This window comes from Saccharicrinis aurantiacus (assembly GCF_947489045.1).
GTDB classification, from domain to species: domain Bacteria; phylum Bacteroidota; class Bacteroidia; order Bacteroidales; family Marinilabiliaceae; genus Saccharicrinis; species Saccharicrinis aurantiacus.
Genome location: NZ_CANLCN010000002.1, coordinates 45,815 through 60,559, shown reverse-complemented (window position 1 = coordinate 60,559; position 14,745 = coordinate 45,815). Strand labels below are relative to the sequence as shown.

Here is a 14,745-nt window from a genome sequence, read left to right as displayed (position 1 = left end):
ACCTATTTTGCTTTTTATTTAATCAATTAATCTTACAGCTCCTTTATCCGCTGAACTTACTAAACTAGCATATGCTTTTAATGCTTTTGATACATTTCTCTCGCGAGGTTGAGAAGGCATAAATGCATCTTTACCTTTTGCGAGTTCTGCCTGCTTACGTTTTTCTAATTCCTCATCAGAAACCATTACGTTTATTGATCTTTCGGGAATGTTAATTTCAATTACATCACCAGTTTGTACCAGACCAATATTACCACCAGCTGCAGCTTCGGGAGAAACATGACCGATTGATAAACCTGATGTACCACCTGAAAAACGACCATCGGTAATTAATGCACATTTTTCACCAAGGTGACGCGATTTAATATACGATGTTGGGTAAAGCATTTCTTGCATTCCTGGTCCACCTTTAGGGCCTTCGTAGGTAATAATTACCACTTCGCCAGCAACAACCTCTCCTGATAAGATGCCATCACATGCTGCATCTTGAGACTCGTAAACACGGGCGTTCCCTGTGAATTTAAATATTGATTCATCAACACCTGCAGTTTTTACTACACAGCCATCTTGAGCAATATTTCCCTTAAGAACAGCCAAACCACCATCTTTGTTGTAAGCACCTTCAATACTTCTGATACAACCTCTTTCTCTATCTAAATCTAGGCGGGCATACATTGTTTTTTGTGAGCCCATAACTAGGTTTCTGATACCTGCTGGTGCACTTGAATATATTTCTTTAGCCTCTTCAGATGCACTTTCTAAAGTTACGTCGTATTTGGCAATGGCTTGTTTTAAAGTTAATCCGTCAGCTCTACTAACGGTATTATCTAATAAACCGCCGCGATCTAATTCGGCAAGAATGGCTAAAATACCACCAGCGCGATTTACATCTTCGATATGATAATGAGAATTTGGTGCTACCTTAGACAATACAGGCGTGTTGCGTGATATTTGATCAATATCGTCCATCGTAAATTCAACCCCTGCTTCATGTGCAATGGCTAAGATATGTAATACTGTGTTTGTAGAACCTCCCATGGCTACATCTAAAGTCATTGCATTTTTAAATGCATTAAATGTACCTATTGATCGAGGTAACACAGAGTCGTCACCATCTCTATAATATTTATATGTATTTTCAACAATTTGAGCAGCTGCTTTTTCGAACAATGCTTTTCTGTTGGCATGTGTTGCTACAATCGTTCCATTACCTGGCAATGCTAAGCCGATTGCTTCGTTTAAGCAGTTCATTGAGTTTGCTGTAAACATACCAGAACAAGAACCACAAGTAGGACAAGCGTTTTCTTCAACCGCCTGTACTTCTGCATCAGAAACTGAATCGTCAGCAGCCATAACCATAGCATCTACTAAATCTAATGCTTTATCGCCAACTTTACCGGCTTCCATTGGACCACCTGATACAAATACAGCAGGGATATTTAATCGCATTGCTGCCATTAACATTCCTGGAGTAATTTTATCGCAGTTACTGATGCAAACCATAGCATCTACCTTATGTGCATTACACATATATTCAACGCTATCAGCAATAACATCACGAGATGGTAAAGAATATAACATACCATCATGTCCCATAGCAATACCATCATCTACAGCAATGGTGTTAAACTCTGCAGCAAAACATCCTTGGGCTTCGATCATTCGTTTTACGTCCTGACCAATTTCGTGTAAGTGAACATGACCTGGTACAAATTGTGTAAACGAATTAACAATGGCAATCATTGGTTTGCCGAATTGTTCTTCCTTAACTCCGTTTGCTCTCCAAAGGCTTCTGGCTCCAGCCATTCTTCTACCTTCGGTTGTTGTTGCACTTCTTAATCTATTCTTCATTGCTATAAATATCTAATGTCAAGACTACTAAATTGGGTACTTATGTCACGTTTAGGCATAAAAAAAGCCTCTCTCAACTATGTGAGAAAGGCTTATATAAAATCCTATAATGTTAAATTTTACACACCACTCTCACTTCTACTTGGTAATGACCAAGAGATTAATAATGCTGAGAATGAGTGAAAAATTATTATTCATAATCGTTTTGCTTTTTTATTGTTGACTAAAAATCAACGATTACAAATGTAGAACTTTTTTTGTACCATCAAAAAAAATGATTCAAAAAAATACATATAAAGTGTCACTTTTGTATAAATATACAATGTATAACTACATATTGTAATTGCTCCTTGTTAAAGCAAAGGTGTAATTGAATATTCAAATGAATAATTGTTCGCTAATCCATAGGGGTTGAGGGCTTATGAATAAACAATAGTGATAAATATCACATGATATTTATTAGTAGTAAGGACTCAATAACTAATGGAAAAATATTCACAAAATCTTAATCAGCAAAAATATCCTATTGGATATATAGGTTGCACTCTCATATTTAAAATTCGAAGGTCTTCTTTAAGACTAAATTTGATGAGAATATAGGTTTGTTATGAATAAAAACCCTGTTTCAGAATAACTAAAACAGGGTTGATATTTTTAATTGTATCTTAAGTTACTATACAATGGCTTTCATTGCACCCATTGCACCTCTTAACTCAGCACCAATAATTTCTACATCGTGGAAACGGATGGCTTCGTTAATTTCAACTAATTCCATGTTGCTTACAGAAGCATCTTTTCCTTCGTTGAAGTTTTTACCGATAATATCAGTTTCAACTTTCTTCATGAAATCAACTAATAAAGGTTTACAAGCGTGATCGAATAGGTAACATCCGTACTCAGCAGTATCAGAAATTACACTGTTCATCTCGTATAATTTTTTACGAGCGATAGTGTTTGCAATTAATGGAGTTTCGTGTAATGACTCGTAGTAAGCGCTCTCTTCTTTAATACCAGCATCAGTCATTGCTTCAAAAGCAAGCTCAACACCTGATTTTACAAAAGCAACTAATAAAGTAGCATTATCGAAATATTCTTGCTCAGATATTTCAACATCGCCAGCAGGAGTTTTCTCAAACTCTGTTTCGCCAGTTTCTGCTCTCCAAGTTAATAGGTTTTTATCGTTGTTAGCCCAATCAGCCATCATAGTAGAAGAAAATTCTCCGCTCATGATATCATCCATATGCTTTTGGAATAATGGACGCATGATATCTTTTAATTCTTCTGATAATTTGAAAGCTTCAACTTTAGCAGGATTTGAAAGGCGATCCATCATGTTAGTGATACCACCAATTTTTAATGCTTCAGTAATTACTTCCCATCCGTATTGGATTAATTTAGAAGCGTACCCTTTATCGATTCCTTTTTCAACCATCTTGTTAAAAGAAAGAATTGAGCCAGTTTGTAATAAACCACAAAGGATAGTTTGCTCACCCATAAGGTCAGACTTAACTTCAGCTACAAAAGATGAATGTAATACACCAGCTCTGTGACCACCCGTACCTACAGCATAAGCTTTTGCGATTTCTAATCCGTCGCCATTAGGGTCGTTCTCTGGGTGAACAGCAATTAATGTTGGAACCCCAAATCCACGTTTGTACTCTTCGCGAACTTCAGAACCAGGAGACTTAGGAGCAACCATTACAACAGTTAAATCCTCGCGTACTTGCATGCCTTCTTCAACAATGTTGAAACCGTGTGAGTAAGAAAGTGTAGCACCTTTTTTCATTAATGGCATAACCTCAGTAACAACATTGGTGTGTTGTTTGTCTGGAGTTAAGTTAATAACCATATCAGCGGTAGGAATCATTTCTTCATAAGTTCCTACTTTGAAGTTATTTTCAGTGGCATTTTTATACGATTGGCGTTGCTCTTTAATTGCAGCAGGACGAAGTGTATAAGAAACATCAAGACCAGAATCTCTCATGTTTAATCCTTGGTTTAGTCCTTGTGCACCACAACCAACAACAACAATCTTTTTTCCTTTTAATTTATCAACACCATCAGCAAATTCTGAGATATCCATAAATTCACAAACCCCTAATTGGTTTAACTGCTCGCGCAACGGTAAAGTATTAAAATAATTAGCCATCTTTTATATTTTATAATGTGATTAACTTAAAAATAAACAATTGATTTATAATTAAATGTGGAGAGTTTTAAACTCCGACATGCAATGTACAAATCATCATGTTACAAATCAACATATAAAAAATGAAGCTGAATACAGACAAAAGAGGATAATTTAGGTACTTTTCGTGGATTGTATATTCTTTGTATGAATATGCATTCAGGAATCGGAGTACGAAGTCCTAAATTTATGAGGTGTGATACCTGTGTTCTTTTTAAAGAATTTTGTAAAATAAGACTGATCTGTAAAATTTAATTGGTCGGCTATTTGTGTGACTGTTAGGTTTGTATGTATTAGAAGTCTTTTGATTTCTAGGATTTGTTTTGATTGTAGTATGTCGTTAGAAGTTCTACCAGTGAGTTGTCTAATGGTTTGCGTAAGATGATTAGAAGTAATGTTTAGCTTCTCAGCATATTGATTTACGCTTAAATTATTTTGGTAATTTTCCTCAACCAACTGAAAAAAACGTTTTACCAATAAATGACCTTTACCTGTACTTAGTTCGTACTCATCACTTTTGTAAAGTGACGCACAGTAATTTAATATGGAATCAAGCAAAGATCTTAATAACTCCATATTAGGGGAGTCGGATTTTGTTGTAACTACAATAGCTTGTGTGAATAATTGAATTAGAAATTTAGCATCATTCCCATCGGAGAAAATCAAAGGTGGATTATCTTGATTGATGGTGAAAAAGAATGGAAATTCTAATAAGCGATTATTGTTATTCTTATTTATAAGATAGAATTCGGAGGTAAAAATAAATATGTAACCTTCAATATCCGATGAAAACTCAATTTTATGAGCCTGCCCAGGCGACATAAAAAATACGGTGTTGGGCTCAATTTTATATTTGCTACTATCGATAACATGAAAGCCTGATCCTTTGGTAAGAAATAATACTTCGAAAAAATCGTGGCGATGTGGGTAGCTAACTTTAAAGTGGCGGTTTGCATCAAATACCTCAACCTGAAATTGACGGCTTAAGTGTTTAGCGTTGCTAAATGAATTTAAACTATATGTTGGGATATTTTGAGCCACAAAGTAGTTTTTAATTGGTTAATTGCTATCGCAAAAATAAGACTTCAGAATGATAACAACAATGATATTAAAACACTTTACTTTTTAGGTAGTTCAATAATAAACTCAGTTCCTTCTCCAATTTTAGTATTAACTTTTATTTGGCCATGTAGTTTATCTGTGAGCTTTTTAATTATAGAGAGTCCTAAGCCATTTGAACTCTCACCATTGGTTGGTCTTGCTGAAAGTTTTTGGAAAAGTTTAAACATTAGTTTTTGGTCCTCTTCAGTAATCCCAGGTCCTTCATCTTTTATTTTAAAGCTAACAAAATCTCCACTTTCAAGAACAGTTAGGTGAATGTGTTTCCCTTTCTCTGAAAACTTAATGGCGTTTGATATTAGGTTGTTTAATATTCTGCTTAGCAGAAAATGATCTGATATAAATTTTTCATTCAGAAAAATATTTTATTCCCCCTCAATTTGTGATTTCATCCAGGCAATTACCATTTTAATTTCTCCATAGCTATAATTACTGCCTAGTGCTTCTTTTATTGGGTTAAGCGCAAAATCATCCAACTTATGTATTTCCTTTTCTATGGGTGCTATTTTTTCAGGAGCTACAAAATCTTTTACATCTAAATCTCCTGTTTGTACATATTTGGCGAGGTGACCTTCAATTGTCATGGTCACAAAAGAACGTTCTTTGGCAATTTCCTCTACGGTTTTGCCCGACTTGTATAAATCGTAAGATATTTGATGAGTTGGAATCTTTGGTGTTTTAGGATCTTTTTTCTCTTTTGCAGTACGAGTTTTCTTCTTGGATTCAACAATTTCTCGTGTTTCGCTAAATTCAGGATTTTTAATAGAATCCTTGCTTACATCAGTACCCTCTAGTGTGGCATCAATAAGAGCCTTAACTTTATAAATACGTTGTAACTGACCGTAATATAGGTTTGATATATCAACCAACTCGGTTTGATAAGCTTTTACACCTTTGGCCTTTGTAAGTTCACTCATTTTAGTTCTTACCTGATCGTGAAGTTTTTTAACTAAAGGCTCAAAGTAAGCAATCGATTTTTCTATGCGCTCATTAAGTATGGATAGGTACCCATCTTCTTTATTATTAGTTATTTTATAGATCTGTGCTCTAAAAGAATCGGCTACATCCTTAATGCCTTGCGAAGCATTAACCAAATTAGAAGCCCATTCTTTGTGTTGTTGTTTAACTGATCGATTTTTATCCTTATTGTAACTACTTAGGTGATTACGAAGTTCTTGCATTAAGCTATTAAAATCGTAGGCAAACAATGCATAACTTTGTAAGTATAAATTGGATGCTTCTTTTAATACGGGCATCAATTCTTCTTTCTGTTTCTTGAGTTTGCTAAATTCCTTCAAGCTGCTATCAATAGGGATTCCTTGCGAAGGTAATTTTGAAGTAAGAATTAAGCCTTTAATATCGCGCAAGCGAGATAGTGCTACGTAAATCTGACCAGGGGCAAAAGCATTACCTACATCTATAATAGCTTTATCAAAAGTTAAGCCTTGGCTTTTGTGAACCGTAATTGCCCACGCTAATTTAAGAGGATATTGCGTAAAAGTGCCCGCGACAGATTCCTCAACTTCGTTACTATTTTTATTAAGTACATATTTTTTGTTTTCCCAAGTATAAGGCTCAACAGTGGCCGTTTCAGAACCATCGGTAAAGCTGACGGTAATTTCATTTTCTGAGAAAGATTCTACATGTCCAATTTTCCCATTAAAATAGAGCTGATCGCCCGAATAGTCGTTTTTAATAAACATTACCTGAGCACCAACTTTTAGTTTGAGGTTTTCCTCTGCGGGATAGTTATACTCTTTAAAATCATCGGTTACAGTTGCTCTGAAAGTTTGTTCTGGCTGTTCAATTTTAGCCAAAGTTGTTGAGTTTTTTTCGTCGGCAATTCTATTGTGAGTTGTTAATAGAATTACACCATCATCAGAGGTTTGTTGATAATTGGGTTTATAAAATTGATTGAGTAATTCAATATCGTTGTTCGTAATTATATTATCGCGCAGGTTATTTAATAGATTTATAAATTGCGCATCAGATTGGCGATAAATTTTATCCAACTCAATATATAATAATGGAGCTTGCTGCAAAACCTGAGCATTAAAGAAATGAACTCCTTTATAATATTTAGATAAATGCCTCCATTCTTCATCTTTTATAACTGGAGGAAGCTGCAATAAATCGCCAATAAATAAAACCTGAACTCCACCAAATGCGATGTTTCTTTCTCGTCGAACGGTTCTTAATAATAAATCAATAGCATCTAATAAATCAGCACGAAGCATACTCACTTCATCAATAACTAGAAGTTCCATTTTTTGTAATACACTTCTTTTATTCTTGTGCATATGAAATCCCTTCAATAGAGTTCGAGGACTATTAATGGCAACCGAATTTAAAGGGATAGAATTCAACCCTTCATTATCTGGAATAAAAGCGCCAAAGGGCATCTGAAACAAAGAATGCAAAGTAACTCCACCCGCATTAATAGCAGCAATGCCAGTGGGTGCAGCAATCACTATATTTTTATGTGTTGTTTTGGCAATATTACGAAGAAAGGTAGTTTTACCAGTTCCTGCCTTTCCTGTTAAGAAAATATGCTGATTGGTGGTATTAATAAATTGTGAAAGAATGTCGGTTAAGCTTGCTGTATCTTGATTCATAAATTGATTTTATTATTGCACTGCAAATTAATGAATTGATTCGTTTTTTAAAACGAAGAAATATAAGTACTCAAATTTACTTCCCTATCTAAGTTCATCTTTTTTCTCAGTCTGTAGCGTGCCTTATTCACACTATTGATTGATATTCCTAATAGGTGCGCCATTTCTTTACCTGAGAAGTTAAGTTTAATTAGAGCACATATTTTTAGATCGGCAGGACTCAATTCGGGAAAACGGGTGTTTATATTCTCGTAAAACCCTTCGTTAACGGCCATAAATCGACTATTAAAGTCATCCCAAAGCGTTTTACTTTGCTGCGAAATTGATTTTAAAAGACCGTCGATTTCATTATTGGATGCTATGTTTTTTAGATGCATCGATAACTGATCAACCAGCTCATCTTTTTCAATCAGTTTTAAAGTTGAAGCTGTTAACTCTTTATTCTTTTGCTCAAGCTGGAGTTTGGCTTCTTTCTCTTTTTCTTCTATTTCAATAAAAGCACGTTTTTGTTTTTTTATTTTATGCTTGGTATAGATAAAGATTATGAACAGTAGAATAAAGAGAACTAAAGAATAGAGAATAACATTTATGCGCAACATTTTTTTTTCATGTTCTGCAATTAAAAGATTCTGTATTGCAATTTCTTTATCTTTTTGTTGGATACTCTCTTGATACTTGTCGCGTGTGGTTAAGAAATCAGCGTTACTTATGGTTCGTGTGCTAAAGTGCTTTTCGTTTATTTCAGAAGCTTTACGTAAGCGTTCACATGCTTGCCTATATCGTCCTACTTTGTATTCGAGCCATCCATACCTTTCAAGAATGGAAGCCTTATGGCTCATGTATCTTTTATTATTTTCAAGCGATAAATATGCTTTAGAGTAGTAATTTAAAGCCTTCGTGTAGTTCTTTATTCCCTCATAAGCTTCGGCCAAATGTGCATAAATTACTAATAAGTAGCCTTTTGTATTTTTCGGATCCTTAAGATCCTCAATTTTCTCAAATTGTTTTGCTGAAGCAATTAAAACAGGAATGGCTTCGTTATATTTCTTTTGTTTTAACAGAATTATGCCCTTTTCGGAATCGATGTAAGGTGTCTCTTTATTCCCTAGAGCATAACAAGAATCAAGATAAGTAAGAGCCATATTATAGTTCTCGAATTTTCTATGCGCTAAAGCGAGGTTAAAATATCTTGATCGCAACTGTGGAGTATTACAATTTGTTTTTTTTAGATTCTTCGATAATTCAACTGATTTATTTAGATACTTTATGGCATCACCTTTTTGGTAGAACAAATAGTTCAGAATACCATATTTATTATAAGCCTCTGATAATAAAAAAGTATCCTTAAACTGTTCTGCCAAAAAAAGCGCCTGACCTCCATAATCAAATGCAGAACTATATTTTTCGTTTACACGATAGATATCACTTAATGTAAGAATGGCTTCTAACAACTTGGTAGTATCCAAATCTGACGTAGCTGTATTAGATATTAATTTAAGGCGTATAATAGCCGAATCAGGATTAGAAACAGAGGTAATACTTAAATTCTGCATATCATCATACGATAAACTTTTAGTACCGTCTATGTCTACTGCTAAAGCAGAATAATAAAATATACTAAAGAATATTACTGGTAAAATAAGTTTCATAAAATATAGATATACAATTAATTAGTGGCTTTATTTCAAGATGAGAGTTATCCTTGTGTCTCATTAAAAAATCTTCAATGTCTCATTTTTGTCCTAGTGCAAAAATAGAAATTAAGACTTTCGATTCATAAAATTGCAATAGCTAATAAGAACTCAAATTGATAAAAATGCAAAACAAAAAATTATCATTAAAATTACGTATAGTTACTCTTTTAATAAGTTTCAGTTTTTTGTGTTCAGCGCAAAAAGCAAATCTAGAAAATTTTAATAATGGATGGTTTTTTACGGAGTCAGATTCTGTGAACTATTCATTAACTACCTACAGCCCCAAACATTGGCAAAAGCTCGATTTGCCTCATGATTGGAGTATTGCTTATGATTTTTCAAAAGAACTAGAAGGTTGTACAGCCTATTTGCCAGGTGGAATTGGTTGGTATAGTAAGGTTTTTAATACCCCAATTAGTAATGATCAGAAATGCTATATCATTTTTGATGGTGTTTATAACAATGCCGAATTTTGGTTAAACGGGATGCGTATTGGCGATCATCCTTATGGCTATGCCCCAATTTATTATGATTTAACAGATTTGCTAGCTCCCGAAGGACAAGAAAATCGAATTTCTGTTCGTGTTGATCACAGTAGATATGCCGATTCTAGATGGTATACAGGGTCTGGTATATACCGAAATGTACAGTTGTTGACTGTTGATAAATTGCATATTCCTGTCTGGGGAACATTTATCACCACTCCAAAAGTAAGCGATGAACTTGCGGTGGCTAATTTAAAAATAGAGATAGCCAATGATTATAGCATTAAAGAAGAAGCTCTTCTAATAACTGATATTTACGATCCGAAGGGCCAAAAAGTAAGTACGGTTGAGACTCCTGTTTCAGTAAATGCGAATGATAAAGTGACTTTTGAGCAAAATTTCGATATTAAAAATCCGCAGTTATGGGGCATTCAAACGCCTAACTTATATATGGCTAAATCTCGAATTCTGCTAAATAACAGAGTTCTTGAAACTCGAAATACTACTTTCGGAATACGTACTTTCCATTTTGATAAGGACAAGGGATTTTTCTTAAATGGAGAAAATATGAAGATTAAAGGAGTGTGCTTACACCACGATGCCGGAATTGTTGGTACAGCTGTGCCGAAGGATGTTTGGCGCCGAAGACTTCAATTATTGAAAGATGGAGGATGTAATGCAATTAGGAGTGCACATAACCCAGCCTCAGACGAGTTTTTAGATCTATGCGATGAAATGGGATTTTTGGTGCAAAATGAATTTTACGATGAGTGGGATTTGCCTAAGGATAAGCGATTCAATATGCAAGATAAGGTTGTAGATTATATTACTCGTGGACATTCTGAGCACTTTCAATTGTGGGCTGAAACGGATTTAAAAAATGTGATGTTGGCAAGTCGTAATCATCCTAGTATTTTTCAGTGGAGTATTGGTAATGAAATTGAATGGACTTATGCTGGTAACCGAGGTGCAACAGGTATTTTTAAAGAGGAAGATAAGGACAACAAAATGGATTGGACCAATTGGCGCACCGAAATACCTCCACATTCGCCTGAGCAAGTGCGCGAATACTGGAAGAACTTTCCTGAGCAAACATTTGATATGGGTACAACCGCAGCTAAATTAGCTAAGTGGACACGAGAATTAGATACTACACGTCCGGTTACAGCCAATTGTATTTTACCTACTTCTAGTTTCGAAACAGGATATACCGATGTGCTAGATATTGTAGGTTTTAGTTATAAGCCTCATAAATATGATTATTTCAAAAAAACGTATCCCGATAAGGTAATGATGGGAACAGAAAATGTACCTCGTTATTATGAATGGAAAGCAGTGAAGGATAGAGATTTTATTTCAGGATTATTTCTATGGACTGGAGTGGATTACATGGGCGAACGTAGAGTAAAGCATTGGCCTGACAAGGTAACACCGCAGGGGCCACTTGATATTGCTGGTTTTCCTCGTGGATCTTATTACATGTTTAAAGCCTTATGGCGCGATGATATTCCGGTAATTAGTATGTACTCTCAAACGCAGAAGAAATCGGTTTATAAAGTTGCGGAGAATGGTAAGGTTGTAGAAAAGAAAGAAGGATATTGGGAATTGGCTCCTAGAGAGTGGCAAAATGTAAATCCTCATTGGAATTATAATGATGGAGAATTTGCAATTGTTGAAGTTTATTCAAATTGTCCTGAAGTTGAGTTGTTCCAGAATGGTAAATCCTTAGGAAAACAGTATCTGAAAGATCAGGATGATTATACCTACAAATGGGCAGTTAATTATAAAGATGGCAAAATTGTAGCCAAGGGAACAAAAGACGGTAAAAAAACTTCTACCTCTCTTGAGACTGTTGGCGAACCTGCAGCCATTCGCTTAACTCCTGATAGAAAATCAATCCTTCCTAATAATACCGATGTTGTTCATGTAGTTGCTCAACTTATTGATAAAAAGGGTAGGGAAGTTAAAAATGTAGATACAGAAATTACTTTTGAAATTAATGGGGAATATCGTTTTTTAGGGACAGACTGTGGAAATACTAAGAAATTAGCTAGTTTTAAAGGTATGACAGTACAAACCGAATTTGGAAGATGTTTATTAATGCTACAAGCCACCAATATACCCTCAACCATTAAAGTTTCAGCCAAAGCAAAAACTGGTTTAGCACAGAATAAAATGCTAGAAGTAATTGTTAAGGAATAAAACTATGCATTAAGCTGAGTTCTTCAATTTTAACCGATCTCAGCTTAATAAGTTAGATAGGGATAATTGATAATTATTTATTTTTATAAGTGACATATAGATTGTTCGAGAATTATTTACTTTTGTGGCCTTAAATAACGCAATGTCAAAAGAAAGTATCCGAACATATCTATATGTTTTAATAACAATGGTTTGTTGGGCGTTCTCGTTTGTATGGTCAAAAGTTGCATACGAGTCCTTTAATCCAATTAGTACCATTTTTTTTCGTCTTATAATAAGCGCTTTTGTGCTAATTGCCTTTTTAAAAGTGAGTAAAAGGTGGGTTCCTATTCAGCGTAAGCATTATAAGGTTTTTGTAAGCTTAGCTTTTTTCGAACCATTCCTATATTTTATGGGCGAGAGCTTTGGTCTGAAGTTGGTATCGAGCACATTGGCAGCTGTTATTATTTCAACAATCCCATTAATTACTCCAATATTTGGGTGGCTTTTGTATAAAGAAAGAATTTCTCCTTTAACTATTGGCGGCTTAATTATTTCATTCTTCGGAGTTGGGATAATGATTTTTGAGAATGGCTTTGAGCTAGCAGCCTCATTGGTTGGAATACTACTGATGTTTCTGGCCGTTTTTTCTACTATAGGTTATGCGGTTACTTTAAAGAAATTGGCCAACGTTTACCCTCCAGTTACTATAATTGCATGTCAGAGTTTTATCGGAATTTTTATGTTTTTGCCGCTTTTTTTGATTCTCGATGTAAAAACTTTATTCGAAGCTAGTATATCTTCCTCTTCTGTTTTAGCCATTGTGCAGTTAGCTATTTTTGCCTCTTCAATTGCATTTATCTTTTTTACTAAGGCTATCAAAAAACTGGGTGTTACAAAAACAAATATGTTTATAAATCTGATACCTGTTTTTACAGCATTTTTTGCTTGGCTAATTCGAGGAGATGTTATTGATATGCAAAAGATAATTGGGATTACCATTGTAATATGCGGACTATTTATTTCTCAAATTAAATTTACAAAAAGTGAAGCTTGATTTAGAACGATATAAAGAAATGAGCCTGAATAAGGCCAAGGAAAATAAAGCCTTCTTAACTCGATTGAGGAAAAAAAAGCCAAAGGATTTGGATGCTGTTACTCATGATGCGCATGTTGATGCTTTTGAGAAAATAGATTGTCTAGAGTGTGCCAATTGTTGCAAATCAATAAGTCCAATAATTATAGATAGAGATATTGATAAAATAGCACGTCACCTCAAAATGAAAAGACCAGAGGTTATGGATCAGTACTTTATTCAGGATGAGGATAATGATTATGTATTTAAGGAAACACCGTGCCCGTTTTTAATGCCAGATAATTATTGCATGATTTACGAGGCTCGTCCGCGCGCCTGTAAAGAATATCCCCATACGGATAGAAAAAGGTTTTATCAGATTTTAAATCTTACTTATAAAAACACTTTTGTATGTCCGGCTGTTAACGAAGTTGTTGAAACATTAAAGGATACGTATTCGTAGTGTAATTTTGTGTATTTATGCACTAAATTTAATATTAGTGCGTTCTAGTTTTTGGGAAGTATATGAAGAAATCCATAATAGTCATATTAATAGCATGTTGTTCTCTTGTAATAAGAGCTCAAAAAGGCGGCAGTAGTACGTACGATTTCTTAAATCTTACTAGCTCAGCTAAAGTAGGTGCTTTAGGTGGAAATAATATCTCTTTAAAAGATAGTACTGATTTAAATATGGCTTACCATAATCCTGCATTATTACATGCTTCAATGGATAATAGTTTGGTGTTTAATTTTGTGCCTTATGTTGGAGATACGCAATATGGTTATGTAGGTTTTGGTAAGGAGTTTAAGAATGTGGGTACCTTTAGTATCGGCATTATGAATATGAATTATGGCGAGTTTGATAGAGCCGATGATGTTGGAAATATATTAGGTACATTCTCGGCTGCAGAGTATAGTTTTAACATTGCATATTCCCGACAGTTTTCTCCAAACTTTTCTATGGGTATGGCTATAAAGCCCATCTACTCAAAAATGGATACCTATCAATCGTTCGGAATAGCTACTGATTTTGGAATCGCTTATTTTAAAGCAGAATCAGGTTTTTCTTTTGGTGCAACTATTAAAAACTTAGGCTCCCAGATTACATCATATGACGATACATACGAAGAATTACCCACTGACTTTCAAATTGGTATTTCAAAAAAGTTGAAGCATGCTCCATTTCGTTTTTCAATAACAGCTCAAAATTTATTAGTTTGGGATACAGATATTGAAAATGAAGACGACAACTATGTAATTGACGACATTAGTTTTGGCGATAATCTATTACGTCATATGGTATTTGGGGTAGAATTTTTACCAACAAAAAATTTTCACGTTGATTTTGGATACAACCATAAACGAAGAAAAGAATTGGGTTACTCTGAAAAAATGTCGACAGCAGGCTTTTCATGGGGCTTTGGGTTCAAGGCTTATAAATTTCATGTAGCTTATGGCTCTGCTCGATATCATTTAGGAGGCACATCAAACCATTTCTCCATCTCAACAAACTTATCTAGTTTTTAGTTGTTAAAAT

The 14,745-nt window shown here is 34.6% G+C and carries 10 protein-coding genes; 4 read left to right on the top strand and 6 right to left on the bottom strand.

Annotated elements, in window-relative coordinates; translation table 11 throughout:
* Window positions 1-18: 18 nt before the first annotated feature.
* The 6 genes from ilvD to QMO11_RS03430 all read right to left on the bottom strand — a co-directional run bounded on the left by ilvD (window position 19) and on the right by QMO11_RS03430 (window position 9,422).
* Complete coding sequence (gene ilvD / locus QMO11_RS03455) at window positions 19-1,851, bottom strand: dihydroxy-acid dehydratase (RefSeq protein ID WP_282036046.1); 1,833 nt, start codon at window positions 1,849-1,851, stop codon at window positions 19-21.
* 673 nt (window positions 1,852-2,524) lie between these two features.
* Window positions 2,525-4,000: a ketol-acid reductoisomerase gene (gene ilvC, locus QMO11_RS03450; RefSeq protein ID WP_282036045.1), complete on the bottom strand. Its 1,476-nt coding sequence runs from the start codon at window positions 3,998-4,000 to the stop codon at window positions 2,525-2,527.
* Window positions 4,001-4,198: 198 nt separating this feature from the next.
* On the bottom strand, window positions 4,199-5,080 hold the full coding sequence (locus tag QMO11_RS03445) for an AraC family transcriptional regulator (protein ID WP_282036044.1): 882 nt from the start codon (window positions 5,078-5,080) through the stop codon (window positions 4,199-4,201).
* 77 nt (window positions 5,081-5,157) lie between these two features.
* Window positions 5,158-5,484 carry a sensor histidine kinase gene (locus tag QMO11_RS03440; protein ID WP_345741845.1) on the bottom strand — a complete coding sequence of 109 codons (327 nt, stop codon included), beginning with the start codon at window positions 5,482-5,484 and terminating at the stop codon, window positions 5,158-5,160.
* 39 nt (window positions 5,485-5,523) lie between these two features.
* A complete protein-coding gene (locus QMO11_RS03435; RefSeq protein WP_282036043.1) occupies window positions 5,524-7,773 on the bottom strand; it encodes a helix-turn-helix domain-containing protein in 2,250 nt (749 codons plus the stop codon).
* Window positions 7,774-7,820: 47 nt separating this feature from the next.
* The gene (locus QMO11_RS03430) at window positions 7,821-9,422 is read right to left on the bottom strand and encodes a tetratricopeptide repeat protein (RefSeq protein WP_282036042.1); all 1,602 of its coding nucleotides are present in this window, start codon (window positions 9,420-9,422) and stop codon (window positions 7,821-7,823) included.
* 167 nt (window positions 9,423-9,589) lie between these two features.
* Here QMO11_RS03430 and QMO11_RS03425 point away from each other — a divergent pair, with 167 nt between their 5' ends.
* The 4 genes from QMO11_RS03425 (at window position 9,590) to porQ (ending at window position 14,735) form a co-directional block, all read left to right on the top strand.
* Window positions 9,590-12,154, top strand: a complete 2,565-nt coding sequence (locus QMO11_RS03425) for a glycoside hydrolase family 2 TIM barrel-domain containing protein (protein WP_282036041.1) — start codon at window positions 9,590-9,592, stop codon at window positions 12,152-12,154.
* A 142-nt stretch (window positions 12,155-12,296) separates the two neighbouring features.
* Window positions 12,297-13,190, top strand: coding sequence for a DMT family transporter (locus QMO11_RS03420; RefSeq protein ID WP_282036040.1), 894 nt, complete (start codon window positions 12,297-12,299; stop codon window positions 13,188-13,190).
* Window positions 13,180-13,671, top strand: a complete 492-nt coding sequence (locus QMO11_RS03415) for a YkgJ family cysteine cluster protein (protein WP_245820799.1) — start codon at window positions 13,180-13,182, stop codon at window positions 13,669-13,671. The genes QMO11_RS03420 and QMO11_RS03415 overlap by 11 nt, the downstream gene beginning before the upstream one ends.
* A gap of 62 nt (window positions 13,672-13,733) precedes the next feature.
* Window positions 13,734-14,735, top strand: a complete 1,002-nt coding sequence (gene porQ / locus QMO11_RS03410) for a type IX secretion system protein PorQ (RefSeq protein WP_282036039.1) — start codon at window positions 13,734-13,736, stop codon at window positions 14,733-14,735.
* The last annotated feature ends 10 nt before the right edge of the window (window positions 14,736-14,745 follow it).